The sequence below is a fragment of the Rheinheimera sp. genome, assembly GCF_965283995.1.
Classification (GTDB): domain Bacteria; phylum Pseudomonadota; class Gammaproteobacteria; order Enterobacterales; family Alteromonadaceae; genus Pararheinheimera.
Map to the genome: position 1 here is coordinate 4,296,166 of NZ_CBDIQG010000001.1, position 26,389 is coordinate 4,322,554.

Here is a 26,389-nt window from a genome sequence, read left to right on the forward strand (position 1 = left end):
GCTTGAGACAGCGAGTTATTTACGGTAGCGTAACGGTCTGTTAAAAAATGATGTTCAGGCACTGTGATCAGGTCCGAATAGCCATTTGTCCTGATTTGATGTTGTGCAATGGAGCAGTTCGGTCTTGGAATTAATTAACTACCTCAATCAGTACTTTTATACCCGCCAGGAATTGCTTGCGCTGACTAAAGTGACAGAGGCAGATTTTGCCCGCTTTCAGGCCGGCGCAGTGATGCCAAAATGTTCATACAAGTTAAACCTGCAGCTGTGCAGCGATTCATTTTTTGGTGTGCATACTGATGAGCAAGTCATTGAGTATTATGCAAAAGGTTATGCATCCTGGTTGGTGCTGCTGCAACATGTCGGATCTGCAGATGAAGTGTTCAGCATATTCTCCCGCCGATACCGCCAGACGCTGAGCGAGCTGCAGGCGCAAGGCCATCATGCAGACAGTACAAAACTCACCAGCGAACTGGATAGTCACCTGCAACAGGAGTGGCAACATTTTCTGGCTGGTATTTATGGTTTATGCACCAGAACCGGCCTGCCGGAAGATATCGCTGCCAAAGAACTGGCCGTGCTTGAAATTAACCAGCTGACAGCCTGCGATGATTTGTCTGCAGAGCAAATCATTAAGCTGACCGCGGCGGTGGACCTGTTAGATGCGGCCAGTGCGTTGTTTGCGCCGCACGAGAGGGCGAAAAGCTCACGACATCGCCTGATTGATGAGGTGCGGCGACGTTATCAACTGGCACCGGCCAATGTCGTGGCTACAGTCTGACAATGCGGCATTCCGCCACATCGCCAAATTCAGCTTTTAAGTGCTTACAAGGTTTTTATGACGGACGTGTTATTAAGAAAGGCCGTGCCTGCTGATATCAGGCAGTTGGTCGAGTTGTGTCAGTTGCACGCGGAGTATGAAGGGGCGATTTATGATCCGTTGGGGAAGGCGGAGAAATTGGCGCAAGTATTAGTTGCCGACCCTGCCGTGCTGCATTGTCTGGTTGCAGTTTCAGGTAGCACCCTGTTGGGTTATGCCACTGCGACGAAAGAATTTTCTACCTGGGATGCCGACTACTACCTGCATATGGATTGTTTGTATCTGCGCGCCGAAGCGCGGGGTTTGGGGCTTGGTACGCAGTTTATTAATCAGTTGAAAACCCTGGCGCGGCAACTGAACTGTTCGCATCTGCAGTGGCAGACTCCGGCAGACAACGACAAAGCCATTGCGTTTTATCACCAGCAGCAGGCACGCAGTAAAGATAAAAAGCGTTTTTATCTGGATGCTGGAGTCGAAGAATAAAACGGCATAGTCGCTGAGCAAATCGTTTTTCATGGAAGTTAAAATAGGGACACTGATGAAATTTTTAAGTCTGGTTATCATCGTTTGAGGACTTTTATGTATCTGTTAAATATCAATAAATTAAAGAATAAAATACTGACTGGTAACTTCAGCGAGCGGGATCGTTTTATCTATTTGCTGATGTACCTGTTGTTAAACGCGGTGACACTAGAATATTTAACGACAACAGCGCGAGCCGAGGCCGGCCTTCGTGATTATTTGCTGTCGATTTACTCTGTATCGCTGGTTGGTGTTGGTACTTATGTTGCCTACCTGGCTAATGGCGCTGCCGCGGGTCGAGATTTTGTCGGTAAGTTTTTTGCAGTCAGTCTGATCATGACGATTCGTTTTTTGCTGTTCATACTGCCACTGATTGCGGGCTGGGTTTATTTCAGTTTTTCTGCTGCTATGCGCGGTGAGTCGGCTGTTGGTGATGCTTTTATCTTGGTCCCATTTATTGCCTGGGGCTTGTTGTTGTATTACCGGATTTACCGCCATATGGCGGATTTAAAAGATGCGCCGATGGCGCAAAGCTAGTAGTGCTGTCCCGCTAACGCACGCCTTCCTACTTTTATCAGGAGCTGTATTTATGAAATTCGTTCTCGCTGTAGCCCTCGCGCTAAGTAGTTTTGTTAGTCTGGCCTCGCCGTTGCCGGATTTCCCTTTTGTCGCCGTCACCGGCCAAAGCAGTAAACAAGTGGCGCCGGACAGTGTGACACTGACCTTTAGCATTACCACCTTTCACCAGACTGCCGAAGTGGCGAATGCGCAGCTCAGTCAGGCCAGCACTAAGGTGTTGGCATTATTAAAAGCCAATGGCGTCAGTGATGAGCAGGTCACTGCATATGAGCTGGAGAAGTCGGAAAAACGTAAACGCGACGACAACTATAACGAGCTGGAAATTCTCGGTTATGACTTAAACCGCCGCTTTGAAGTCCGTCTCAGTTCACTGAAACAATATCCGGCCTTGCTGGCGCAGCTATACGTCGCTGAATACGTGCACAATCTCAATAGTGTATTTGACACCAGTGAGCGCGATGCGGTTGAAACCGCTTTAATCAGCGCAGCGGCGGCGCAAGCGCGCAAAAAAGCTGAACAGATGGCAGAAGGGCTGGGCGTAAAAATCCACAGCGTATTTGCCTTTAATGATTCCGGTTCATTTAACAGCTTTTTTGCCACTTTTGGCGTCAGTGACAGCACGCTGGTTAACGCCGAGATGAGGACCGGATCTGCCCAGCAGGTGCTGGTGCCGCAATTTATTGAAATCTCCAAAACGGTCAATGTGATTTATAAAATTACGCCCTGAGTGTGCTGCCGGACTGCTGCAGGCATGTTGAAACATGGCGTAAGCCCGGTTTCTCAAGTCAGCGGCAATCAGGCGCTTAAACCTATTCAGTTTATTTCAAGGAATTCTGATGCAATCCGATGTACTCAATCCAACTCTATCCGATGAAATCATCAGTCGAAGGAAATCGTTGATCCCAACCTGGATAAAGGTGATTGGTTGGCTCTTTATTGTCATGGGGGCTATCCTGCCTCTATTTCATTTCTATGTGATATTTACCGGTGGCGTCGGCACTTACATGATGTTTGGCTGGAGTTATCAAGGCCCGCCTCTGGCAATGATGGCCATGTTTATCAGCGCACTGATCCTGATCAATGCGTGTTGCGCCTATGGACTTTTGTTTGCAAAAGACTGGGGATTAACGGCCTGTATCCTATTTGGTTATGTCGGATTGCTACTGGCTATCATGTCGATGTTCTTTGCTGAAGGCATCAAAATTGCGTTAGAACCTTTAGTGCAAATTCCGTATTTAATCCGGCTGCATAAAATAAAAGCGCATTGGTAAATCAGTTACAGCAGAACGGGCTAACCAACGGCTGCAAACCGCCCGCAGCAATCAAGGAGTGCCGACGACTGTGAATGAAAAAGTAAAAGGCCCGGCGTCTTATTTTCCGTCGATTGAGCAGAAATATGGCCAGCCGATCAGCCATTGGCTGACGCTGGTGGCCGGGTTGCCACCGATGAAGCATATGGAAATGGCGGCCTTGCTCAAAACCGAACATGGTTTGGGACACGGTCATGCCAATGCGATAGCGGCTTATGCGCTGGCCAGTAAGGCGTAGTCAACAGATGCTGTGGACCTAATATAAGCCGTTGAGTTGCCACTATGACTGGAGTGCGTTGATGTTAAACCTGAAACAGCCGCGCTTAGCGCTGGTGCTGTTATGGTTTGGGTTTGTGCTGGCGACTTTTTTTACGGTCTACCCAGGCTTATTTGCTGTTTTGGCGGCGGTTGCTACGGCGGCGCTGTTCTTGTTTCCGATCCGCTATGACGCGCGTCAGGTCGTCGCGGAAAAAGCCCGCACACCATTAACGGCCGCGACTTCGCCGTTGTTGTTGTGGGGCATACTTGTTGTGTTGTTTCTCGGGTTTTGCGCACTGGTGTTTGGATTTTGACGGTTACGGTAGGGCCTGTGATGCGCAGCGTGTGACGCCCAGCGTGTGACGCCCAGCGGGCTGCGCTTACCGCTACCTACTTGCTAAATATGTGCGTTATGAACCATTGCTTTCTCTCGGTTAATCCTTGGCACTTAATTCCAGCACGCCACCTTGCACCAACGCCTGATGTGTGACAAAGGGCGTTGGCAGCGCCTGTTGTTTCCATAACAACTGACCACTGGTTTTCTGTTTGATTTCAATCATTTTGCCCGGATAAAACTGCGGGTCTAACGTGATGCGGGCGGCTTTGACGCGGGGTTGAAACAGCGTGTAATTCGGTGTGCCCGGCTCGGTGGGGTAGAGGCCGAGCATGCTGAATACCAACCAGGCCGACAGCGTGCCGGCGTCGTCGTTGCCCGGTAAACCGGCCGCAGTCAGGCCGTAATGCTGTTGGATTAACTGTTGAACTCTGCGGCTGGTCGCGGCGCGGCTGCCGGGGCGGTCTGCTTCTAAGTAGTTGTATAAAAATGGATAACTGATATCCGGCTCATTCGCCATATCAAATTTGTTTAAATCAAAGGTTTGGTCGAGTGCAGTGCGAAAGGCTTCCGGTCCGCCGAGTAAAGCAATCAGTTGCGGCATCGCGTGCGGCAGATAAAACCGATAATTCCAGGCCGTGCCTTCGATGTAACCCTGTGTCGGTTCGAAATTGCGGCCAGCATCCGGATTAAAGCCGCTAAGCCACTCGCCGTTTTTTTGTTTTGGTCTGAACATGCCTGTTTGCGCATCGAATAAATGGCTAAACAGCTGCGCTTGCTTGGCAAAAGACGCCGCATCGGCGTCGTGTCCCAGTACTTTGGCAAAAGCCGCCAGATTAAAGTCGGCGAGATAATATTCCAGACTGGTCGACACTGAGCCATCAAACGGGCCTTCATCATCAACCGGCACATAACCCAGCGCCAGATAATCGCTGTTTTCTGGCCGGATCGGATTTTTCGCCTGCATCCGCGCCGCTTGTTGCTGGCCCGGTTTGGCGCTGAAATCTGGTTTACTGACGCTGGACACTGTTGTGGCGGCGCGGCGCATCGCCTGATAGGCAGCGTTGTGGTCAAAATCGGTCAGGCCACGCTGATAACTGTCGTTGACCATCACCGTCGCCGGGTCACCGACCATCACCGCTTTTTCCATGCCGGCCAGTTCCCACTTTGGCAGATAGCCGGCTTCAGTGCCCATCGCGACCACCGACTGCAGCATCTGCGTCTGAATGGCCGGATACACCAGGCTTAACAGCGGATGCAGATTGCGGTGGGTGTCCCATAACGAAAACACGCTGTAACGCGGGCTGCTGCTATTGCCGTTGCCACTACCAGCCGGGCCAAACTGAGGATAATCGCCGTTGCTGTCACTGATCACCGATGGGTGGATCAGGCTGTGGTACAGCGCGGTATAAAAGCGGATTTTATCTTCAGTGGTGGCGTCGATATCGATGCGGCTTAACAGTTGGTCCCAGGCGTCACGGGCTTGATTGCGCGTCTGGTCGAAGGCGAATTTGGCTTGTTCCTGCGCTAAGTTCTGCCGGGCGTTGGCGATCGAGACAAAAGAAATCGCCAGCTGCAGTTCAATCTGTTCGCCATGCTGGAGCTCATAACTGAAATAAGCACCGATATCATCGCCGGCCAGCTCCTGGCGGTACTGCGGGTAGGGTTTATAACTTTGGTTATGCGAACTCCAGTCGGCTTCAACGGCGCGCACTGCCGGCATTTTTTTATACAGGCCTGCTACTTTGGGCGCTTTATTAACCTTCGCGACAAAATACACCGGCCGCGCCTGCTCGCTGTGATAACAGAAAGTGCCGATTTGGCGATAACCTTCCACTTCGGTATCAGACACCAGTTTGGCCATCGCACCGCTTTCGTTACTCAAGCCAAGACCTAAATTCAGCAGAATATGCGCTTCACCGGCCGGAAAGGTATAGCGGCTGATCCCGCTGCGCAACGTGCTGGTCATCTCGGCGCGTGTCTGATATTTGCTTAACGTTGTCGCGTAATAGCCGGCGTTGGCGCGCTCCTGCTGATAGGTGCTGCCGTACAAAGCCGGGTCGAGCTGCAGCGGACCTGTGGTTGGCATCGCCAGTAACACACCGAGATCCGGGCAGCCGACGCCGCTTAAATTGACATGACTGAAACCGGTTAAAAACTGGTTTTCTTTGACATAGACCCGCGAATTCCAGGCCGCGTCTTTGTCAAACGGATTGAGCTTGCCGCCAAAGGCTACGTTAAACGGCGAGACCGACAGCAGCGCATGCGGATATTGGGCGCCGGGGTGAGTGGCGCCAAAATTGGCGGTGCCAATCATCGGGTCGACATACTGCGAAGGCGCCGGACTATAAGGCGCTGGCGTTGCTGCCACGGCTGCCGGGACTATCAGCGAGCTGAAAAACAAAACCAAACTTCTGCGCATCGTCAAAAACTCCCGGTTGGCGCTGGACTTGCGCTCATATCAAACTCCAGCACACCACCTTGCAGCAGTGCCTGATGTGAAAGCACGGCGCCGGTCAGCGGCTTGCCATTCAGCCGCACCGCTTTGACATACGGATGCTGCTCATTTTGGTTATTCGCGATAATTTTCAGCACTTTACCATTGCCAAGCCGAAGCGTCGCCTGCCGCACCAGCGGGGAGCCCAGCACATAGTCGCCGGACACCGGGTCGACCGGATAAAAGCCCAAAGCGCTGAATAAATACCAGGCCGACATCTGGCCGGCGTCTTCATTGCCCGCCAGGCCATCCGGGATCGGCTGATATAACGTGCGCATGATTTGCCGCACTAAAGTCTGGGTTTTATCCGGCCGGCCGGCGAGGGCGTATAAATACGGCACGTGATGGCTCGGTTCATTGCCATGCACATACTGGCCAATAAAACCGGAGATCCATTCCGGCAGACCATGATTGTCACCGAGCGCGCTGGTGCTATGCACCGGGTCTTTCACGCCTTTTTTCTGTTGCCCGGTTAAAAACATCGCATCCAGTTTGGCAACAAAAGCCTGCTGGCCGCCATGCAAGCTGATGAGTCCGGCTACGTCATGCGGCACAAAAAAGCTGTATTGCCAGGCATTCGCTTCGCAATAGTCTTCCGGGTGATAAGCCTCCGGGTCAAATGGCAGCCGGAACTGGCCTTGCTGGTCTTTGGCGCGCATAAAACCACTGGCCGCATCATAGTGCTGGCGGTAGTTTTGTGCGCGCCGGCTAAATTCTGCGGCGATTTCGGTCTTGCCAAGCCGGTGGGCGAGGCGGGCAATGGCGGAGTCGTCAAAGGCATATTCCAGCGTCAATGCCACGTTCCAGGGCCGCTCGTGATAAGGTACATAACCGAGGCGGCGGTAACTCTGGATGCCAAACTTCTCGTTGTTTTGCACGTCGTTGGCGCTATCTAAGGCAGCCTGCAAAATCAAAGCGCCGAGTTTGCCATCCGGATCTGGCAACAAACCTTTGAGGTAGCTGTCGGCCAGCACCGGCACGGCGTGATAACCCAGCATCATGTCGGTCTCAACACCCTGAAAATTCCACACCGGCAGCCGGCCGGCGATTTGATAATGCTCCAGCAAGCTGTACATCATCGCCTGATGGCGCGGTGTATCAAACAGCGTTTTCCATGGATGCTGCGCGCGGAAAGTGTCCCACAGGCTAAAAAAGTCATAATGCTGATTGCTGCTGAGCGCCTGTCCGGCACTGTTGTTGCCTTGGTCACTGCTGAGTGCGGCAGTGGTGCGCGCAAGCCGGTGCACCCGCTGCAGCCGGTGCACCTGGCCGTCCGGGCCGCGATAGTGGCCATCGGCGTCGCTGTAAACGCGGGGCGCTAAGGCACTGTGATACAGCGCGGTATAAAACTGGGTTTTGGTTTGCGCATCGGCATCAATCTGCACTTGCGACAGCTCGGCGCGCCACGCCGCCTGCGCTTGTGCCAGTGTGGTGGCGAAGTTGCCGGTTTGCTGGTCGGTTTGCTGTTCAGGCGCCGAAGCTGTGGTGGTTGCTGTCGCCAGATCGGCGGTTAAATTGGCTGCAGCGCCGGCCACGCTGACAGAGCTCAGGGCGGTGCGCAGCAATACTTCGCTGGGCGCCTGGCCTGCGCTGGTTGCAAATTGCAGCTGAAACAGCGTGGGGCCGGCCTGTGCACATTGGCTTAAGTCCGCCGGCAGTGCTGTGGGTAAGCTGCGTGCAGCTTTCAGTGGTACCGAGCTTTTGCTGTAGAAAAATACTTTTTGATCGGAGGCCCAGCCGCTGGAAAAGCGGTAGCCGGCCAGCGTGTAGGCGTCCGGCTGATACAGGCAAGTGGCCGTGGTGCTGTCCCAGTTGCGGCTATAGGTTAAATCCAGCTGCAACATCGCCGGCGTGTCAGCTTGCAAATAACGGTAGCGCTGCAGGCCAGAGCGCAGTGCGGCGGTCAGTTCTACGTCAATCTGACTGTCCTCAAGCAGCACCCGGTAATAACCGGGGCTGGCCTTTTCATTGCTATGGCTGAAGCGCTCAGTCCGCACCTGCGCATCCTTGCCACCCGCCGCCGGCAAGGTTTGAAAAAAGTCGCCGCTGAACGGCAAAAACGAGATGTCGTATAAATCGCCGGCGCCGGTGCCGGATAAATGCAAATGGCTGAAACCAGCGATTTGTCTATCCGGATAAAAGTAGCCGCTGATCCAATCCCAGCCACTGCGGCCATTATCGGGGCTTAACTGCACCATGCCATAAGGCACTGTCGCACCGGGGTAAGTTTTCCCTTTACCGTCGGTGCCAATAAACGGATTGACCCACTGCAGCGGATCGTCAACTTCAGCTGATGTTGGTGGCGAGGATGAGACTTGCTGCTGACAAGCACTTAGCAGCACACCTGAAACCGCTAAACATGGAGCAAGCCATACCAACTGCAACTTTCGACCCCGTGCCATATTAAGCCTCGCTGCTTGTGACAGATGCTGAAACAGCTGTGACGCCCAGCGTGGTGACGCCCATAGCGCGCAGCACTTCAATCACGGCGCACAGCGTGTGGTAATCACATTTGGCACCGGCCGCCGATTTTTCATTGCTGACTTTCTGGTTGGCGCGGGTTAACAAGCGAAACCAGGCGCCATACTGATGGTCGACCAGATGCTCCCAGCTGTATTGCCACAGCGCCTGATATGCCGCCATATAACTGATGCTGCCGGTCGCCTGATACAGCAGGGCAGCGGCAGCCATCGATTCGGCCTGCACCCAGAAATACTTGTCGTCGTCACACCAGCGGCCGTCCGGCGCAAAGCCATAGACCAAACCGCCATGCTGATGATCCCAGGCCTGCTCATAAGCCCGGTCAAACAGTGCGCGGGCTCGGTTCAGCATCCAGGCTTCGTTTTTGTGCCGGTGCAGAATTAACAGCAGTTTGGCCCACTCGGTTTGGTGGCCCGGCTGGAATCCCCATGGCCGGTACAGGTTTCTCGGGTCGTCTTTGTTGTAGTCATAATCGATGTTGAAATCCGGCGTGTAGTGTTCCCACACCAAGCCGTCGGTCAGATCGGCCTGCCGCACCGCGATATTCTCCGCCAGAGTCGAAGCCCGGTCGAGGAACAGTGTGTCGCCACAGGCTTCAAACGCGGCCAGCATCGCTTCACATAAATGCATATTGGCATTCTGACCACGGTAGCTGCTGAGCACGCCTTGTTGGCTCAATTCGTCTGCATACAGACCAAAATCAGCCTGCCAGAAGCGTTGTTCCAGCAACTGATACACCCGGTGCAGCTGCGCCTTGTCGCGCAGACCGGCTTTGACCGCCGCGGCATAAGCCAGCAGCACAAAAGCATAGCCATAGGCCTGCTGCGTGTTATCCAGCGGCTGGTGGTCCTGCAGAGTCCAGGCATAACCGCCGGAGCCGTCGGCCATTAACTGCTCGCGCCAATGCACCTGTTCCAGATACTGCAGACCATGCTCAGCAATGGCTTTATAGTCGTCACGGCCAAACAACAACGCGGCGCTGACATAGTTGACGATAATGCGGGTGCTGCTGACCAGCTGGCGAAAACCCGGCGCAAACAAAGTGCCGTCATCGAGATAATTGTGAAAATAACCGCCGGTCGGATCTACGACTTTATCGTCGTAGAACTTCAGAATGTCCTGGCAATGCTGCAATAAAAACTCTGAGGTATAAAAGTTCATTGGGTCACCTTTTTCGAAATTACATGGAATTTATTGGCGGCTTTGGCGCCAGTGCCACAGCGCATAACCGGCGATATAGATATAAGCCAGCAGCGGCACGATAAAACTCTGTTGCACGCCAACAGTGTCGGCCGCGACGCCCTGCAGCAGCGGGATCAACGCGCCGCCGACAATGGCCTGGCACAATAAGCCCGAGCCTCGGCTGGTCAACGCACCCAAGCCGGCGATGCCGTGGGTGAAAATAGTCGGGAACATAATTGAATTAAAAAAGCCGATGGCAATAACTGCCACAGCGGCCAGCATGCCGGTCTGGCTCATCGTCAGCAATAACAGCGCGATAGCCACGACCGCGTATACGGCCAGCACCAGTAACGCATTGATATAGCGCGTGATCACGGCGCCAGCAAAGCGGCCCAACATGGCGCCGCCCCAGTAATAACTGACCCACTGGCTTGCGGTTTGTTCGCTGAGTGCACCCAGTTCCGGCAACGCCAGATAGTTAATCAGGAAACTGCCAATCGACACTTCCGCACCGACATAGAGGAAAATCGCCGCCACGGCGCCGTAAAAATGTAGTGGCAGCCGTTGTGTGGTTGCATGTTTGGCCGAATCTGTGGCCGAAGCTGTGATTGTGGCCTCAGACTCGACCTGCAAAGTCGGCAGCTTTAACCGGGCAAAGATCACGGTCACCACCAGACAAAATCCGGCCAGCAGCAGATAGGGCAGCTGTACTGCTTTCGCACCAGCGCTGGCAGCCGCGAAGATCAAAGCCGCACCAAATAAAGGTGCCAGGGTATGGCCCAGTGAATTGACCGCCTGCGCCAGACTGAGCCGGCTGGCCGCAGTATGGGCCGGCCCGAGAGCGGCTACATAAGGATTGGCGGACACCTGCAGCAGCGTAATGCCGCCGGCCAGCACAAACAACGCAGTCAGAAACAGCGGATAGGTCGCCAGTTCCGCCGCCGGATAAAACAGCAGACAACCGGTTGCCAGCGTGACCAGACCGGTCAGAATGCCGCCGAGAAAACCAATCCGTTCAATCAGCCGGCCTGCCAGTGGCGACAGCAAAAAATAGGCACCAAAAAAACACAGCTGCACCAGCATGGCCTGGGTATAACTCAGGTCAAACGCTGCTTTGAGGTGCGGGATCAGAATGTCATTCAACGCCGTGACAAAACCCCAGATAAAAAACAACGACGTCATCGCCAGAAAAGCGAAATGACCGCGTGGGGCGTCACCAGCGTTGTTTGCCGCAGTCGCGGCAGTGGGCATAAAAGCCATTAGTGGGTGTCCTTATTCAGGTGGCTGTCCGCCATTGTGGTTGCTTCCGCCGATGTTGAAACTGAAAACGGCCGGCTTTGTGCATTGATCGCACGGCTGGTATTGGGCGTGGCGCTCATGTCAAAACGCAGCTCACCGCCTTGCAGCAGAGCGCTGTGACGCAGAAAGTTCTGTTCGACCGGCTGGCCATTCAATTGCAATGCCTGCACAAAAGGCCGGTCGGGTTGATTGTTGAATGCATTGATCTGCAACTGTTTACCTTGCGGTAACGTCAGCGTGACTGCATTAAACAGCGGGCTGCCAATGACATATTCCGGCACGCCTGGCGTGACCGGATAAAAACCGAGCGCGGAAAACACATACCAGGCTGAGGTCTGGCCGTTGTCTTCATCGCCGGCATACCCATCCGGGGCTGCGCTATAGAGTTTTTGCATGATCCGGCGCACTTCAGCCTGGGTCCGCCACGGTTTGCCGGCATAGGTGTACAGGTACGGCATGTGCTGAATGGGCTGATTACCATGCGCATAATTGCCAAAGTCGACAATCTGCATCTCGCGAATTTCATGGATAGTGAAGCCGTAGTAGGAATCATCGAAGCCCGGTGCCATGTTAAACACCGTGTCGAGTTTGGCGCTGAACAGCTCGTCGCCGCCCATCAGTTGCTTCAGGCCGGCAATGTCGTGAAACACCGACCAGCTGTAATGCAGGCTGTTGCCCTCGGTAAAGGCATCGCCCCATTTCAGCGCATTAAACGGGCTCTGGAACTGGCCGTCTTTGTTGCGACCGCGCATCCAGCCGCTGTCGGCATCAAACAGGTGACGATAGTTCTGCGCTTGTGCGGTAAAGCGTTTGGCATCGTCGGTTTTGCCCAAAGCCGTGGCTAAGCGCGCCAGGTTAAAGTCGGCAAACGCGTATTCCAGCGTACGGGCGGCGTTTTCGTGAATACCGACGTCATAAGGCACGTAACCGAGCTGATTGTAAAACTTCAGGCCTTCACGGCCGACTGATTTGGCCGGCCGGCCAGTTTCAACCCGGGTGTTTTTCAGCGCAGCCTGATACAAAGTGTCGATATCAAAACCGCGGATACCTTTGGCATAAGCGTCGGCGATGATCACCGCTGAATTGGAGCCAATCATCACGTCACGATGGCCCGGGCTCGCCCATTCCGGCAACCAGCCGGATTCTTTGTAGGTATTGACCAGACCCTGCATGATGTCGCTGGCCAGTTCCGGATACATCAGATGGAAAAACGGAAATACGGCGCGGAAGGTATCCCAAAACCCGTTATCGGTGAACATCTTGCCAGGCAGCACCTGACCATTGTATGGGCTGTAATGCACAATCTGGCCCGCGGCGTCAGTTTCATAAAACCGCCGTGGAAACAACAACACCCGGTAAAAGGCGGAATAAAAGGTTTTGATGTCGTCCGGATAACCCTGTTGCACCCGGATGCGGCCAAGCTGTTGTTGCCACTCGGTGTCGGCTTTCGCCAGCGTGTCGGCAAAACGATCGCTGCCAATTTCCTGCTGCAGGTTCAGCTCGGCCTGTGCGGGACTGATAAAAGACGACGCCACTTTTACTTCAATCTGTTCGCCTTTGGCGGTGTCAAAACCCAGAATAGCGCCGACATGCTGGCCGCTCTGTTCAAGGCTATTGGGCTGCAACTTGTAGCCATCGCCAAAGGTGTGCTGCAGCTTAAATGGCTTGCTGAATTCTAAGACAAAGTAATTGTGGAAGTTGTCTGGCACGCCGCCGTGGTTATTGCGGGCGTAGCCAATGATTTTGCGCTGCTGCGGCAGGATTTTGACCATCGAGCCTTTGTCAAAAGCGTCCAGCACAATGTAAGAGGCTTTGTGCTCCGGGAACGTAAAGCGGAACTGAGCGGCGCGGGCGGTCGGTGTGACTTCGGCCGTGACGTCATAATCGGCCAGATAGACTTTGTAATGGTGCGGTTTGGCCGTTTCGGTTTTATGCGAGAACCAGGAGGCGCGGTCGTCCTGACTAAACTTCAAATCGCCGGTCACCGCCATCAGCGCAAAAGCACCGTAATCATTGAGCCAGGGACTGGGTTGATGGGTTTGTTTAATGCCGCGGAGTTTGTGCTGATCGTACTGATAGGTCCAGCCGTCGCCAATTTTCGCCGTCATTGGCGTCCAGAAATGCATCCCCCATGGCATCGCCACTGCCGGATAGGTATTACCGTGCGACAGTTCAAAACTGGAGTCGGTGCCCATCCGGGTGTCGACATAACTCAATAAGTTCTGTTGCGGCCGGATTTGGTCAGTGGGCAGTGGTGCCGGCGATTGCTCAGACGATGGCTCCGACCGGGCAGCTGTAGCCGTCAAAGCCTGGCCCTGTTGTTGGCAGGCCAGCAGCGCAGTGATGCTACTGCACAGCAGTAAGGTTCTGATGTTAAACATGAAGTTTCAGCCTCTTCTGGAGTTCTTGCCAGTATTTTCAACGCAGCTGCGCCAGCGATTGCGCCGGAACCTCTCAGCCAAAAATTGCAAGAACGGATAAAATTTGCCCGACTGTAATCGATTACATTTAAAATTGTCCAGCGGATTTTCGGCTGGTACAGCCAGTGTGACGGCAGAGCTTATTGGGTATGGCGGGGTGTTTTACTACTATGCTGGTTTTTGTTCCGATGATACCGTTTACATTGTGCTGTGCGACAATACTTGCGCATTAGCTGCGGCAATGGTTATATAGCTTTTGCCGTGTTTGAATTCGCGCTAAGATGGCCGAATAACTTGCTGATCTTTAATAAGATGATCCTGTTACAGTTGTTTCTGTAACAGATGAATCTGAATAATGCGAACAGGCAGATCTGTGTATTTACATTCCGCTGTGGGAAGGTTCCGCAATGACCAATATCAAAAAAGTCAGTGAGCTGGCTGGTGTGTCGACCGCAACAGTGTCCCGCACGCTGAAATCACCGGACCAGGTGTCGGCAGCGACCAGGGAAAAAGTGCTGGAAGCGGTCAAAGCCGCCGGCTACCGGCCGAACTGGCTGGCCAGCAGCGTCAAATCTGGCCGCTCCAATACCATTGTGGTGCTGGTGCCCAACCTGGTGAACCCGTTTTTTATGCGCATTATTGGCGGTATTGAACAGGCGGCGCAGGAAAAAGGCTTTTCGGTGCTGCTCGGCGATACGCAAGGCTCGCCCGAACGCGAACATGAATATGCCAGCATGGTGCTGACCAACCGCGCCGATGGCTTGATTCAGCTCGATCATTCGTTTCCGTTTTCAGCGGCAGACGCAGATTTAGCCGGTGATTTACCGATGGTCAGTGTGTGTGAGCGCATCCACAGCGAGAAGAAATATCCGGTGATTGAGCTGGATAACTATGCGGCGAGCCGTGCTTTGGCGCACCATCTGCTGGGGTATGGCCACAAGCACTTCGCCGCCATTGTCGGTCAGGTCAGCAGTCAGATTTACCGCGAACGTTTAGCCGGGATCCGCAGTGTGCTGCAGGAAGAACAGATCCCGTTTGAGCAAAGCCAAATCACCGGTGGCGCTTACACCATTGAAGCCGGTATTGCCGGTGCGACGCATTTATTGTCGCAGTCGGTCAGACCGACTGCGATCTTTTGTTTTAACGACGACATCGCTATCGGTGCCGTCCATGCGATTAAAAAAGCCGGACTGCGGGTGCCGGAAGATATCTCGGTCGTCGGTTTTGATAACATCAAAGTATCGGCTTTTATCGATCCGCCGCTGACTACGGTGGACCAGCCGGCGTACGACATGGGCCGGCGCGCGGTCGAAGTACTGGTCAACCAAATCCGCGGTGAACCCTTAGCTCGCAGTAAAGAAGTCCTGCCATTTCAATTGATTGAACGCGAAAGTAGCGGCCCGGCACCGGTGTGATACCCGAGATGTGACACCCGTTATGCGATACCCGGTATCCCGTATCCGGTGGGTTTCACTTCGTTCTACCCACCCTACGTTTTGCCAGCCTGCGAATTGCACCGTGACCTTGCCGTTAGCGATACCCTCTATTCCTGCACATCCAGATGGCTGTTACCGATTACAATTGCCCATCTTTGCCAAAATTTACTGGTCTGAACAGCCCGCAAACGGGCAGTTTTCGCGCCGTCTTGCACCAATCTGACGCAATAATCGATCTTTATGTAATTGAATTTAAATAAAAAATATTAGATTACATTTTGTTTGCACTGATTTGAACTTTTCGCGATTGTACAGATTGACAGCAATTTGCCGCTTCGCTAGTATCAAGTACGTCATGTAATCGATTACATTTAATCGAACCGCATCAGACGCAACATCCAGATTTTTTTATGGCGTTGCAGGGGAGACGGATTTGTACTGGCCGGATGGCTGGCGGATCCTAAACCAACACCATGAAAAATAATAAAAAATAAAGGGACAAGCCGGAACACACCGGTGCGTTTTCACATCTCACTGTGGAGAAGACCATGGTTAACAGGATAGACAGGACTATGTGGCAGCAAGGGTTAAAATTATCTGTGCTGTCGCTGGCGGTGATCGCCAGTCTGAATCCGGTCGCGGCCGAACAGGCAGCACCGGTACAGACGGCAGCAGCGCAGACGAAGCAAGACAACACGCCGGCAACTGTTGCGGCTAAGAAAAAAGCCGCCGAAAAAGAAAAAATCGAAGTCATTGAAGTGCGTGGCATTTTGTCCAGTATGAGCGAGAACTTACTGAACAAACGCGCTTCCGACAGCGTGGTCGATGTGATCACCGCCGAAGACATCGGTAAATTCCCGGATAAAAACGTCGCCGATTCATTGCAGCGCGTGCCGGGCGTCGTGATCCAGCGTGACGGTGGGGAAGGCGCCACTGTCAGTATTCGCGGTCTGTCCTCTGATCTGACATTAAGCCAGCTCAACGGCAACTTTATTGCCTCTTCACCGGGTGAACCAAGCCGGTCATTCTCTTATGCCTTATTGCCATCGACTATGATCGAGCGGCTGGAAGTATTTAAATCTTCCGAAGCGCGCCTTGATGAAGGCGGCATCGGCGGTACCGTGATCATGCACAGCCGTAAACCGCTGTCGATGGATCAAAGCTCCGGCGTGCTGAACGTCGAATACAGCAACGCCGATATCACCGACAAAAATGAACCGCAGTACAGCGGCATTTACTCGTGGAAAAATGATGCGGACACCTTCGGTATGCTGGTCGGATATACCCGGCAGGACCGCACCAACCGCTCGCAAAGTTCGCGCGTCAACATCATGAATAAAAACTTCCTGTATCAGGAGCGCAAGGACAACCAGCTGGTCGCGAACGGCGCCAAAGGTTATGCCGCGCAAAGTATGGTGCAGGAAGTGCTGGAAGAAGAGCGTAACCGCGAAGGCTTCCAGTTCACCAGCCAGTGGCGTCTGACTGACAAACTGGAAGTGGGGATGAATTACTTCCGCTTCACGCTGGGGCAGAACTCAATTCTGAATCAGCTGGAATATCCGGAGTGGAACAACAACGACAACTACTGGACTGATGTGCGGGTCGATGCAGAGGCCGAGTTTGTCACCGGGATTGATTACTCCACCGGCGTGTCCGGTGCGCAGAAACTGTCGCCGATCCCGCGGATCAACGGCGAGTACAAAATCGAAGAATCGACCTCAGATACCTTTGATTTTTATGCGTTATATGAAGGTGACGATGTTAAATCGAAACTGACTTTTGGCTGCACCGAAGCCGAAGGTGGCCCGTCAGAGAAATATCGTGCTGCTTATTATGCCAATGAAGCATCGGCATTTTATGGCTACGACTTATCCGGCAAAAAGATGACCACTTACATGGACCCGAACATGATCAATAACCTGGTAGCAGGGATTGGTGGTCAGGCCGATGTGGGGGCGACAGATTCCAGCTTTATTACCGGTACGCAGGAAGAGAAATACGCCAGCCTCGATATCGATTATTTTGCCGACTGGGGGATTGTCGATACGGTCCGCTTTGGCGCGAAATATCGTGACGGTAAAATTCACCGTGATTCGCGTAACACCTTTTATCTGGCCAAAGATTTTGATGTGGCTGCGGCAGAAGCTGCCGGTGGCATCGATCTGGACGACGACTATTCACGCAACGGCGGCATCCCGAATATCACCACTGTGGTGCGGCCAGAATCACTGGGCAATTTGTCCGGCGTGATCAATACCAACCTGTTCCCGGCAGTGGACTGGCATAAATATCAGCAACATCTGGTGAATAACTTCCAGAAATATACGCGGATTGAGCCGAACTACGTGTATGGCGTGCAAGAAGAGATCGCCGCAGCTTATGCCCAGGCCGACTACAAATACGAAAGCCTGCGCGGTAACTTTGGTCTGCGTTTTGTCCGCACCACGACGACCTCAGGCTCGTCCGACAAAATTCTGTATCGCTTAGATTGGAAAGACGCCAAAGGCAATCAGCTGCCGGAAGCGCAACAACGCGTAGAGAATTTCGTTTATATCGAAAAAGAAAACACTGAGAACAAAGTGCTGCCAAGCGCCAACTTGGTGTGGGATATCGATGACAACTGGGTCTGGCGTTTTGCCGCCGCCAAAGTCATTGCCCGGCCGGGTTATGACGATATTGGTCAGTTCCAGACGCTGCGCTATACGTCCAACGAATACTCAGCCGACCGCTCTGCGGCCGATGACTTTGACCCGATCTATGACGGTGAAGGCTGGGTCGGTTCAGGCGGCAACAGCGCGCTGAAACCACTGGAATCGACACAGTTCGACAGCTCCTTGGAATACTACTACGGCAAAGGCTCAGGCTTTGGTATCGCCGTGTTTAAGAAGGATGTCGACAACTTTGTCGTGCCTTTGATCATCGACACAGTGCGTGACTTACCTGTGGTGAACTTCACGTTACCAAACGCCGGTGGCAAGCAAATTACGGCCGGTGGTGATGGCCTGACGGTGCGTAACTTCAGCACCGTCGCCAACGGCACCAACGCCACCTCCAAAGGCGCGGAAGTGTTCTGGCAACATTTCTTCGGCGGCGGTTTTGGTGTGTATGCTAACTACACCCGCAACAATACCAACCAGGCCAATGTCGAGCTGGACGGTCAGAAAGTCGGTGAGTCGCCATTAATCGGCAGCTCGAAGTACCAGCTGAACTTCTCGGCGTTTTATGAAGATGACCTGTTTAACCTGCGGGCTTCTTACAACAAACGCGGGCCAAGTGTCGGCGGTTATAACGCGTCGTGGGAAACCAACTACTACAGCGCGGCTTATGACCAAATCGATCTGAACGCCAACTACAACCTGACCGAAATGCTGGTGGTATCAGCCTCTGTCATCAACCTGACCAAGTCAGAAACCTATGTCCACCTTGGTAACGATACCGACAAGCGCTTTATCCAGAACGCTTATGGCGGTCGTCGTTACTACATGGGTGCTACTTACCGGTTCTAAGGCTCAGATACAGAGGGATTAATGATGAAACAGTTTAAAATCAATATGATGTATGGGGTTGTCGCGCTGGCGCTGACCTCGCTGTATGGCTGCGGCGGTGCTGGTGAAGCAGATCCGGCCAATATTCCGGTGACGCTGGACACCACGGCTGCTGACATCAGCGGCTCGGCGGTCAAAGGCACCTTACGCAATGCCAAAGTGACTGTGTCGCAACTGAATGGCTCTGCCATCACTATCGGCAGCGGTGATCGCACCGGCAATAACGGCAAAGTGGCATTTTCGGTCACAGCCAAAGAAGGTTTTGGCCTGAACAGTATGCTGAAAGTGCAGGTGTTGGCCGATGCGCAGTCCAGCATGGTCTGTGATGCAGTCAAATGCGGCACTGTGGCTTTAGGCGATGTTGTCAGTGGCGCCGCGCTGACCGGCACCAGCTTTACCACATTGACCTGGGTGCAAATGCCATATGCGTCAAAATCAGACGGCGTGGTGGATGCGCGCTTCCAGGCCAATGCGCTGACGACTATCGCCAGTAAGCTGGTAGCTGCGGATGTCGCGGCGGGCCGCAATGTGTCGGTACGTCCTTTATATGAGATGGCTCTGGCGGATAATTCGGCCTTGCTGCTCAAAGCGCTGGGTGTTGCTGTGAAAGCCAACGTGTTTACCACAGAGCTGGTCAGTGCTGAGGCTTATCAAAACATGGTCACAGGCGAGACCTGCGAAAAAGACGTCTGTAAGGACACCTTAGTTGCGCCGGACATTATCAAACTGTCGCTGTTAAATGCGGCCTTTGCCGGCATTGCTGAAGGCGAAAGCTTTAACCAACTGATGAACGACGTTGCTGCAGCCATTCCATTGGCGCAGGAAGGGGATGTCACGGTATTAAACCCACTGCGCGAGCGCATGCTGGCGGCGATCAGTGGTCTGCCCTATTTGGCGAAAGTCGGTTTGAAAGCTGAAAACGTGGTCGACCTGAAACTGGCATTTATTGATGCTGCCGTCAGCTCAGGCCCGGTGCGTGAAATCACCACTGACGCGGTAGTCGCCAGTGCCGTGATCACCGGTAGCAACCGCATCAGTGCGGCTGAAGCCGAAGCGATGGCTTTTGACGGCAACACTGCCACCAAATGGCTTGATCACAATGACTGGAAAGGCGCGCCAAGCGTGGCCAAACCAAGCTGGGTACAAGTGAAATTTGCCGAGCCGCAAGCGGTCAACAGTGTGCTGATCACCAGCGCCAACGACGCGCCGGCGCGGGATCCGGAAAACTTCCAGGTGTTGGCGTCCAATGACGGCACGAACTGGGTGACGCTGGCCGAGTTTATCGGTGAGAGTTTTGACAAGCGTTTTGAACGTAAGCAGTTCCGTTTTGTGAATGGCCTCGAGTTCAGCTACTACAAGCTCAACATCACGAAAAACAAAGGTGATGACACGCTGATGCAGCTGGCGGAGATTGAGTTTGTTGGACCGGTTTATACCAGCGCTGATCACACCGATCCGGTTGGTACCGGCATCATCACGGCACGCAACCGCATTGGTGCCGGCGAAGCTGAAAGCAAAGCCTTTGATAACGACGTCAACACCAAGTGGCTGGATCACAACGACTGGAAAGGCGCACCGACTGCGGCGAATCCAGCCTGGGTGCAGATTGATCTGCCTGAAGCCAAAGCGGTGGATACGCTGGTACTGACCAGTGCCAACGACTCACCGGCGCGCGACCCGGAAAACTTCAACCTGCAGGGCAGTAACGACGGCGGTAAAACCTGGACCACGCTGTCGGCTTATATCGGTGAGAGTTTTGATAAACGTTTTGAACGCAAGCAGTTCAGCGTGGCGAACTCACTGGCGTTTAGCAGCTACAAGCTCAATATCAGCAAAAACAAAGGCGATGACACGCTGATGCAAGTAGCGGAAATTGGTCTGGTTGGGCCGAAATTGCCGGATCTGAACCATGGTTTGATGGCCGGTGTGGTGATCACTGCGCGTAACGCTATTGGCGACGGTGAAGCCGGACCCAAAGCCTTTGATGGTCGCTCAGACACCAAGTGGCTGGATCACAATAACTGGAAAGGCGCACCGACCGAAGCTGCACCAAGCTGGGTGCAGGTGCAGTTCCCAACGCCGGTGACCGTGAACAAGCTTGGCTTAATCAGTGCCAACGACGCACCAGCGCGCGATCCGGAGAACTTCAATATTGAAGCCTCTAGTGACGGCAAAAACTGGATAAAACTGGCCAGCTGGATCGGTGAAAGTTTCGACCAGCGTTTTGAGCGCAAGGTGTTTAACTTCAGTAACGACCTGGGCTTTAGCTACTACCGGTTCAATATCAGCAAAAACAAAGGCGATGACACGCTGATGCAAATTGCCGAAATCGAAATGATTGGCCCGCAGTATCAGTCAGTGGACCATTCGGCCGCGGCTGGCGTGACATTCACTGCGCGTAACCGTATCGGCGCCGCCGAAGCGGAAGGCAAAGCTTTTGATAATGATATCAATACCAAATGGCTGGACCATAATGACTGGAAAGGCGCGCCGACTGAAGCCAATCCGTCCTGGGTCCGTATCGATTTGCCAAAAGCGCAGATCGTGTCGAGCCTGGCTATCACCAGCGCTAACGATGCAGCGGGTCGCGATCCGGAGAACTTTAACATCGAAGGTTCTAACGATGGCGGCACAACCTGGGTACGCCTCGGCAGCTGGATCGGTGAAGGGTTTGATAAACGCTTTGAACGCAAGTTGTTTGAAATGGGTAATGGCTTTGCTTACAGCAGCTATCGCATCAACATCACCAAAAACAAAGGCGATGATACCTTGATGCAAGTCGCTGAATTTGAACTGATTGGTCCTGTTCTACCTTGATTAGGGCCCTAGCCAGAACTTTAAGCTGTATCTTTTGTGTGACCTGTGTGCATGGAAGGCGGGGCCAATGATGGCCCCAAATTCCAATCCTGACCGACCGGTTTCCGGTTTTGTGTTTCCCCCGGTGCAGTCTTTCTGCACCGGTTTTTTTCCGCGAAAAGCCTGAAGCTGTAGGCTTTCCTGTTGAGGAATATTATGAATTCGATCGCAACTGCCTTATCTAAAGCTCCCCGCGTGGCGGACTCGCTGCCGGTGGGGATTGGCATTGATGGCGGCGGCAGTCATTGCCGCGCCTGGGTATTTAATGCCAAAGGGCAGGTGCTGGGGCAGGGCCAGAGTGGCCCGGCCAATCCGGTGGGTGGCTTAACCGAAAGTTTCGCCGCTATCACTGACGCCGCTGTTGCTGCAGTGCAGGACGCCGCGTTACCACCCGGTATGCTGGCGCAGCTGCCGCTGGCGGCCGGTCTTGCCGGCCTGCATTTACCGCAGTTTTATCAGCAATTTCAGCAGTGGCAACATCCGTTTGCCAGTCTGCATCTGACCACCGATTTACAAATCGCCGCATACGGCGTGCATCAGCAACAGGATGGCGCAGTGGTCATTCTGGGCACTGGCTTTAGTGCGTTAGCCAGTGTTGGCGCCGATCGGATTGAGCTCGGCGGTTATGGTTTTCCCATTAATTGCAACGCCAGCGGTTCCTGGTTTGGCCTTGAAGCGGTAAAGGCAGTGTTGCTGGCGCGGGACGGCCTGGCGCCAGCCACAGTATTAACCGAACGAGTGCCGGACGCCGCGACCTCGGCCAGTCTGGCCAATCAATATCTGGGCCAGGGCCCGGCCGTGTATGCCCGGCTGGCTCCGCTGGTATTGCAGGCGGCGCTGGACGGCGATGCCGTCGCATTGCGTATTCGCGCAGAAGCTGTGCAGTTTGTTGAAGCTGTGGTTCGCCGGTTATTGGCGGTCGGCGCGCCGGCAGTAGGGCTGGTCGGTGGCATCGCCGGTCAGTTAGTGCCGCTGCTGGAGCAGAGCCTGCCGTGCCATTTTGTTGCCAATGCCGGTGAACGCGGCAGCTGGTGTTGGTTAAGTCAAAAACTGGCGGAGTTGCCGGCATGACCAAGTCCACGATTCATAAGTCCACCTCGTCGAAGCAAAGAAAATCACTGTTACAAGGCCGTCGCGATTTATTAAAACTGGCGGCGGCGTTGCCGCTGGCGGGTAGTCTGGGCGCTTGCGCCAGCGTAACAGCGCCGGCAACGCCAGCGAGTGTCGCTGTGACGCCAGCACCGAAAAATTCAGCGGTGCGTAAACCTATAGTCGTATCAACCTGGGAACATGGCATGCCGGCAAACGCGGCGGCCTGGCAGGTATTAAGCCTGGGTGGCAGTGCGCTCGATGCCGTCGAGCAAGGCGCGCGGGTACCGGAAGCTGATCCTGCAGTACGGACTGTGGGTCTTGGCGGTTATCCGGACGCCTCCGGCGAAGTGACCTTAGATGCCTGCATCATGGACCACCAGCTCAATTGCGGTTCTGTGGCTGGCCTCAAGCGCATCAAACATCCGATCTCGGTGGCGCGGGCCGTGATGGAAAAAACGCCGCACGTGATGCTGGTCGGCGAAGGGGCGCTGGCGTTTGCCAAAGCGCAGGGCTTTGTCGAAGAGAACCTGCTGACCGAACAAAGTAAACAAGACTGGCTGCTGTGGCGCGAACAAGGCAAAGCGAAGTCGCAGATTAATCTGGAGAATCACGACACTATCGGCATGCTGGCACTCGATAGTCACGGTCATCTGGCCGGTGCCTGCACCACCAGTGGCGCGGCTTATAAACTGCCGGGCCGGGTAGGCGATTCGCCGTTGATTGGCGCTGGTTTATATGTCGATCAGGATGTTGGCGCCGCCACGGCCACTGGTCTGGGTGAACTGATGATTAAAACCGTCGGTTGCCATCTGGTGGTTGAACTGATGCGCCAGGGCCTGAACCCGCAGCTGGCTTGTCAGCGTGCGGTTGAGCGCATCGCGGCAAAAATCCCCAATGCCGCCGAGGCACAGGTCGGTTTTCTGGCGTTAAGTGTCAACGGTGAAGTGGGCGCTTATTGTCTGCATGGTGGTTTTAACTATGCGGTGCAGGATGCCAGTGGTGCGACGCTGACCGATGCAACGCACCTGCTACCGGGAGTGGTGGCATGAAGGCGCTGGTTTTCACCGTCACATTGCTGATGGCAGCGCAGTCTCAGGCATTGCTGCTACAGGCGACGCCGACTCAGATCACTGGCCTGACACCGGACCAACCGCCGTTTGCACTGACGTTAGCGCAAACCAAAGCCTGGACGCCGCATGGCGCGACTGCGAGCAAAGCCAATATCAGCCAGGTGCCGCTGGCAGAGCGACTGCCCGCGCCGCTGAACTCTTCACTGACGATGAATCAGCAGGCGCAGGTGCTGTACGCGCCGGACGGTATGAACAATTTCGGTAATTATTTAAAACCGCAGCCCAAAGCCAATCTGTATAGCTTCAGCAATTGGGCGCAAATCGATGTGCTGAACTGGTTTGCCGGCACCGCTGATTTATCGGTGCAAATTCCGGCGCGGCCCTGGGTCGAAACGGCGCATAAAAATGGCGTCAAAGTGCTGGGGTCGGTGTTTCTGGGCATCGCTGAGTGGGGTGGCAACCCGGACACAGTCGAAAAGCTGCTGGAGCAGGACGCAGAGGGTAATTTCATCATGGCGGATCAGCTGCTGCGTATTGCCGGTTATTACGGCTTTGACGGCTGGCTGGTCAATCAGGAAACGGATTTAACTGCAGTCAAAGACGCGAACAACCAGCTGGTCCTGGCGGCCAATGGTAAACCGCAGCAAGACAAAGTCCGCGGTCAGCAACTGGCGGCGAAAATGCTGGCCTTTATGCAGTATCTGACGGCAAAAGCGCCGGCCGGCATCGAAATACACTGGTATGACGCGATGATTGCCGACGGCACTGTGCGCTGGCAAAACGAACTGAACGCCAACAATCAGGCCTATTTAAAAGCCGATGCGCAAGCAGGCGGCACCGCCGGCTCGCATGCGATGTTCCTGAATTACTGGTGGAATGGCGCTATGGTCAAGCAGTCGGTGCAGCGGGCAAAAGCCACAGGGGTGTCGCCTTATCAGCTGTTTTTTGGCGCTGATTTATGGCCGCAGCGTGACGCGCAGCAGGCCTTTGTCCAGACGCAGTGGCTGCGCGATTTGTTTGACCACAATGTAACAGACGGACAACAGCCACTTACCTCTATCGCGCTGTTTGCGCCCAATGTGAATTTTAACTTTGCCGGGGATAAATCCACGCCGGCTTACAGCACTTTTGCCAAAGATCCGCAGGATATCGACCGGTTTTATCAGACGGAGCAACGCTTGTTTACCGGCGATGATTTGAATGTGGCGGTACCAGATCCAGCCAAACGCTGGCCTGGTCTTGGCGCTTATCTGAGTGCAAAAACCGTACTGACCCGGCTGCCATTGGTCAGCAGTTTTAATACCGGCCAGGGATTGTATTGGTTTGAGCAGGGCGAGCGCCAGCCTGCGCCATTTTTGACCGGCGCAAAAGATGCGACGGCGACGAGCAGCGGCTGGAGCGATATCAGTCAGCAGGACCTGTTACCGACCTGGCAATTTGCGCTGCAAGGCAGTGCCGCCGCCGCGTCGACTATGCAATACGACTTTCATCATGGCTGGTCTGGCGGCAGCAGTTTGTTACTGCAGGTGCGTAAAGCCGGTGATTTGACGGTGCCGCTGTATCAATTAGCACTGACGCTGCCGGCTACCGCGCAGTTACAGCTGCAACTGCAAACGGACGCGCCGGGGGCGGTCGAGCTGCTGCTGCAAACGGACCAGGGTGTCCATCGTTTCCCGCTTGGCAATGTGGCACCTGCACAACAAAAGGTGGCGCAGCAAAGACAAGCACAGCAATGGCAGGCACAAACCATTGATATTTCGGCGCTCAAAGGTCAGCAATTACAACGTATCAGTCTGGCGCTGCAAGCTGGCAGACCGGCGAAGTTGCAGTTCAGGCTGGGTCATCTAGCCCTGACTGATGCGGCTGCGCCTGAGTCGGTTGCAGCTGATTTGGCAGTTCAGGGAGTGAAACCATGATTGCACTGGAATTATGCCTACAAACGGAAACCAACCTGGCGGCCAATGTCAGCCTGGCGCGCGAGTTTGGCGTGGCGCGGCTGGAGCTATGCAGCCGGATGGATCTGTCGGGCCTGACACCAAGCCCGGCAGAGGTCGCAGTGGCCCGTCAGCATTGGGGCGACGGCCCCGGGCTGGTGGCCATGCTGCGGCCACGCGGTGGCGATTTTTGTTATGACGCGGCAGAGGTAGCGTTATTGCGACAACACATGGCACAGCTGGCGGCTGCCGGAGCCGATAGTGTCGTGCTCGGGCTGTTAACCGCTGAACATCAGTTACACCAGAGCGCGATCAGGGAGCTGGTGGAATTCGCCGCTGTACTGGGGCTGACAGTGGCGTTTCACCGCGCCATTGATGCCAGCGCAGATCCGGCATTGAGCTGGTTACAACTGAGCCGGCTAGGCGTCGCGCGGGTGTTGAGCGCCGGTACGCCCTGGCACAGCCAGTTACCGGCCAATCAGGGTATCGCGCAGTTGCAGGCATTTCTGGCCGCTGGCGGACCTGAACTGGTGATTGGCGGTGGTGTTAATGCCGGCAATATCGGCGCGATCCGGGCGCAGTTGCCGGAGGGCAGCGCTTATTCCTTTCACCTGCATTCTGCAGTCCAGCGACAGGGCAGGCTTCAGGCCGATTTGTTACAGGCTGTGTTCACGCAACTCAGTTGCCCATTGAGTAGCCCGTTAAGTAGCCCATTGAGTTGCCAGCCAGGCTGATTTTTTCTGAGGATTATCGT

19 protein-coding genes are annotated in these 26,389 nt (G+C 54.3%); 14 read left to right on the forward strand and 5 right to left on the reverse strand.

Annotated features, from left to right (window positions below):
• Positions 1 to 124 precede the first annotated feature (124 nt).
• From ACQ66Q_RS18980 to ACQ66Q_RS19010, 7 genes are all read left to right on the forward strand, one after another.
• Positions 125 to 781 carry a DUF6058 family natural product biosynthesis protein gene (locus ACQ66Q_RS18980; RefSeq protein ID WP_430458220.1) on the forward strand — a complete coding sequence of 219 codons (657 nt, stop codon included), beginning with the start codon at positions 125 to 127 and terminating at the stop codon, positions 779 to 781.
• 57 nt (positions 782 to 838) lie between these two features.
• Complete coding sequence (locus ACQ66Q_RS18985) at positions 839 to 1,303, forward strand: N-acetyltransferase family protein (RefSeq protein ID WP_430458221.1); 465 nt, start codon at positions 839 to 841, stop codon at positions 1,301 to 1,303.
• 96 nt (positions 1,304 to 1,399) lie between these two features.
• Complete coding sequence (locus tag ACQ66Q_RS18990) at positions 1,400 to 1,879, forward strand: hypothetical protein (RefSeq protein ID WP_430458222.1); 480 nt, start codon at positions 1,400 to 1,402, stop codon at positions 1,877 to 1,879.
• Positions 1,880 to 1,931: 52 nt separating this feature from the next.
• Positions 1,932 to 2,648, forward strand: a complete 717-nt coding sequence (locus ACQ66Q_RS18995; protein ID WP_430458223.1) for an SIMPL domain-containing protein — start codon at positions 1,932 to 1,934, stop codon at positions 2,646 to 2,648.
• 109 nt (positions 2,649 to 2,757) lie between these two features.
• Positions 2,758 to 3,192 carry a hypothetical protein gene (locus ACQ66Q_RS19000; protein WP_430458224.1) on the forward strand — a complete coding sequence of 145 codons (435 nt, stop codon included), beginning with the start codon at positions 2,758 to 2,760 and terminating at the stop codon, positions 3,190 to 3,192.
• A gap of 70 nt (positions 3,193 to 3,262) precedes the next feature.
• Positions 3,263 to 3,469 (forward strand): DUF4287 domain-containing protein, encoded by a 207-nt coding sequence (locus tag ACQ66Q_RS19005; protein ID WP_430458225.1) that lies wholly within the window; start codon positions 3,263 to 3,265, stop codon positions 3,467 to 3,469.
• 61 nt (positions 3,470 to 3,530) lie between these two features.
• A complete protein-coding gene (locus ACQ66Q_RS19010) occupies positions 3,531 to 3,803 on the forward strand; it encodes a hypothetical protein (RefSeq protein WP_430458226.1) in 273 nt (90 codons plus the stop codon).
• 120 nt (positions 3,804 to 3,923) lie between these two features.
• Here the strand turns inward: ACQ66Q_RS19010 and ACQ66Q_RS19015 are convergent, their stop codons facing one another.
• From ACQ66Q_RS19015 to ACQ66Q_RS19035, 5 genes are read right to left on the reverse strand one after another with little or no spacing between them, the layout of a single operon-like run.
• A complete protein-coding gene (locus ACQ66Q_RS19015) occupies positions 3,924 to 6,245 on the reverse strand; it encodes a GH92 family glycosyl hydrolase (RefSeq protein ID WP_430458227.1) in 2,322 nt (773 codons plus the stop codon).
• Between the two features lie 2 nt (positions 6,246 to 6,247).
• Positions 6,248 to 8,704, reverse strand: a complete 2,457-nt coding sequence (locus ACQ66Q_RS19020; protein ID WP_430458228.1) for a GH92 family glycosyl hydrolase — start codon at positions 8,702 to 8,704, stop codon at positions 6,248 to 6,250.
• Between the two features lie 19 nt (positions 8,705 to 8,723).
• On the reverse strand, positions 8,724 to 9,962 hold the full coding sequence (locus ACQ66Q_RS19025) for an AGE family epimerase/isomerase (protein ID WP_430458229.1): 1,239 nt from the start codon (positions 9,960 to 9,962) through the stop codon (positions 8,724 to 8,726).
• 30 nt (positions 9,963 to 9,992) lie between these two features.
• Complete coding sequence (locus ACQ66Q_RS19030; RefSeq protein ID WP_430458230.1) at positions 9,993 to 11,243, reverse strand: sugar MFS transporter; 1,251 nt, start codon at positions 11,241 to 11,243, stop codon at positions 9,993 to 9,995.
• Positions 11,243 to 13,663: a GH92 family glycosyl hydrolase gene (locus ACQ66Q_RS19035; RefSeq protein WP_430458231.1), complete on the reverse strand. Its 2,421-nt coding sequence runs from the start codon at positions 13,661 to 13,663 to the stop codon at positions 11,243 to 11,245. The genes ACQ66Q_RS19030 and ACQ66Q_RS19035 overlap by 1 nt, the downstream gene beginning before the upstream one ends.
• Before the next feature lie 446 nt (positions 13,664 to 14,109).
• Here ACQ66Q_RS19035 and ACQ66Q_RS19040 point away from each other — a divergent pair, with 446 nt between their 5' ends.
• The 7 genes from ACQ66Q_RS19040 to ACQ66Q_RS19070 all read left to right on the forward strand — a co-directional run bounded on the left by ACQ66Q_RS19040 (position 14,110) and on the right by ACQ66Q_RS19070 (position 26,369).
• A complete protein-coding gene (locus ACQ66Q_RS19040; RefSeq protein WP_430458232.1) occupies positions 14,110 to 15,117 on the forward strand; it encodes a LacI family DNA-binding transcriptional regulator in 1,008 nt (335 codons plus the stop codon).
• 569 nt (positions 15,118 to 15,686) lie between these two features.
• Entirely contained in the window at positions 15,687 to 18,644 is a 2,958-nt protein-coding gene (locus ACQ66Q_RS19045) for a TonB-dependent receptor (protein ID WP_430458233.1), read from the forward strand.
• Positions 18,645 to 18,665: 21 nt separating this feature from the next.
• Positions 18,666 to 21,500 (forward strand): discoidin domain-containing protein, encoded by a 2,835-nt coding sequence (locus tag ACQ66Q_RS19050; protein ID WP_430458234.1) that lies wholly within the window; start codon positions 18,666 to 18,668, stop codon positions 21,498 to 21,500.
• A 195-nt stretch (positions 21,501 to 21,695) separates the two neighbouring features.
• Positions 21,696 to 22,610, forward strand: coding sequence for a BadF/BadG/BcrA/BcrD ATPase family protein (locus ACQ66Q_RS19055; protein ID WP_430458235.1), 915 nt, complete (start codon positions 21,696 to 21,698; stop codon positions 22,608 to 22,610).
• Positions 22,607 to 23,680 (forward strand): N(4)-(beta-N-acetylglucosaminyl)-L-asparaginase, encoded by a 1,074-nt coding sequence (locus tag ACQ66Q_RS19060; RefSeq protein WP_430458236.1) that lies wholly within the window; start codon positions 22,607 to 22,609, stop codon positions 23,678 to 23,680. Before ACQ66Q_RS19055 ends, ACQ66Q_RS19060 begins: the two co-directional genes overlap by 4 nt.
• Positions 23,677 to 25,617: an endo-beta-N-acetylglucosaminidase gene (locus ACQ66Q_RS19065; RefSeq protein ID WP_430458237.1), complete on the forward strand. Its 1,941-nt coding sequence runs from the start codon at positions 23,677 to 23,679 to the stop codon at positions 25,615 to 25,617. Before ACQ66Q_RS19060 ends, ACQ66Q_RS19065 begins: the two co-directional genes overlap by 4 nt.
• Positions 25,614 to 26,369: a copper homeostasis protein CutC gene (locus tag ACQ66Q_RS19070; protein ID WP_430458238.1), complete on the forward strand. Its 756-nt coding sequence runs from the start codon at positions 25,614 to 25,616 to the stop codon at positions 26,367 to 26,369. The genes ACQ66Q_RS19065 and ACQ66Q_RS19070 overlap by 4 nt, the downstream gene beginning before the upstream one ends.
• Positions 26,370 to 26,389: the final 20 nt, after the last annotated feature.

Excerpts from the sequence above, each read along its gene's own strand:
- ACQ66Q_RS18995 (WP_430458223.1), top strand. The coding sequence starts at position 1,932 with ATGAAATTCGTTCTCGCTGTAGCCCTCGCGCTAAGTAGTTTTGTTAGT.
- ACQ66Q_RS19060 (WP_430458236.1), top strand. The coding sequence starts at position 22,607 with ATGACCAAGTCCACGATTCATAAGTCCACCTCGTCGAAGCAAAGAAAA.
- ACQ66Q_RS19040 (WP_430458232.1), top strand. The coding sequence starts at position 14,110 with ATGACCAATATCAAAAAAGTCAGTGAGCTGGCTGGTGTGTCGACCGCA.
- ACQ66Q_RS18990 (WP_430458222.1), top strand. The coding sequence starts at position 1,400 with ATGTATCTGTTAAATATCAATAAATTAAAGAATAAAATACTGACTGGT.
- ACQ66Q_RS19045 (WP_430458233.1), top strand. The coding sequence starts at position 15,687 with ATGGTTAACAGGATAGACAGGACTATGTGGCAGCAAGGGTTAAAATTA.
- ACQ66Q_RS19050 (WP_430458234.1), top strand. The coding sequence starts at position 18,666 with ATGATGAAACAGTTTAAAATCAATATGATGTATGGGGTTGTCGCGCTG.
- ACQ66Q_RS19015 (WP_430458227.1), bottom strand. The coding sequence starts at position 6,245 with ATGCGCAGAAGTTTGGTTTTGTTTTTCAGCTCGCTGATAGTCCCGGCA.
- ACQ66Q_RS19030 (WP_430458230.1), bottom strand. The coding sequence starts at position 11,243 with ATGGCTTTTATGCCCACTGCCGCGACTGCGGCAAACAACGCTGGTGAC.
- ACQ66Q_RS19035 (WP_430458231.1), bottom strand. The coding sequence starts at position 13,663 with ATGTTTAACATCAGAACCTTACTGCTGTGCAGTAGCATCACTGCGCTG.
- ACQ66Q_RS19070 (WP_430458238.1), top strand. The coding sequence starts at position 25,614 with ATGATTGCACTGGAATTATGCCTACAAACGGAAACCAACCTGGCGGCC.
- ACQ66Q_RS19000 (WP_430458224.1), top strand. The coding sequence starts at position 2,758 with ATGCAATCCGATGTACTCAATCCAACTCTATCCGATGAAATCATCAGT.
- ACQ66Q_RS19025 (WP_430458229.1), bottom strand. The coding sequence starts at position 9,962 with ATGAACTTTTATACCTCAGAGTTTTTATTGCAGCATTGCCAGGACATT.
- ACQ66Q_RS19010 (WP_430458226.1), top strand. The coding sequence starts at position 3,531 with ATGTTAAACCTGAAACAGCCGCGCTTAGCGCTGGTGCTGTTATGGTTT.
- ACQ66Q_RS19055 (WP_430458235.1), top strand. The coding sequence starts at position 21,696 with ATGAATTCGATCGCAACTGCCTTATCTAAAGCTCCCCGCGTGGCGGAC.
- ACQ66Q_RS18985 (WP_430458221.1), top strand. The coding sequence starts at position 839 with ATGACGGACGTGTTATTAAGAAAGGCCGTGCCTGCTGATATCAGGCAG.
- ACQ66Q_RS19065 (WP_430458237.1), top strand. The coding sequence starts at position 23,677 with ATGAAGGCGCTGGTTTTCACCGTCACATTGCTGATGGCAGCGCAGTCT.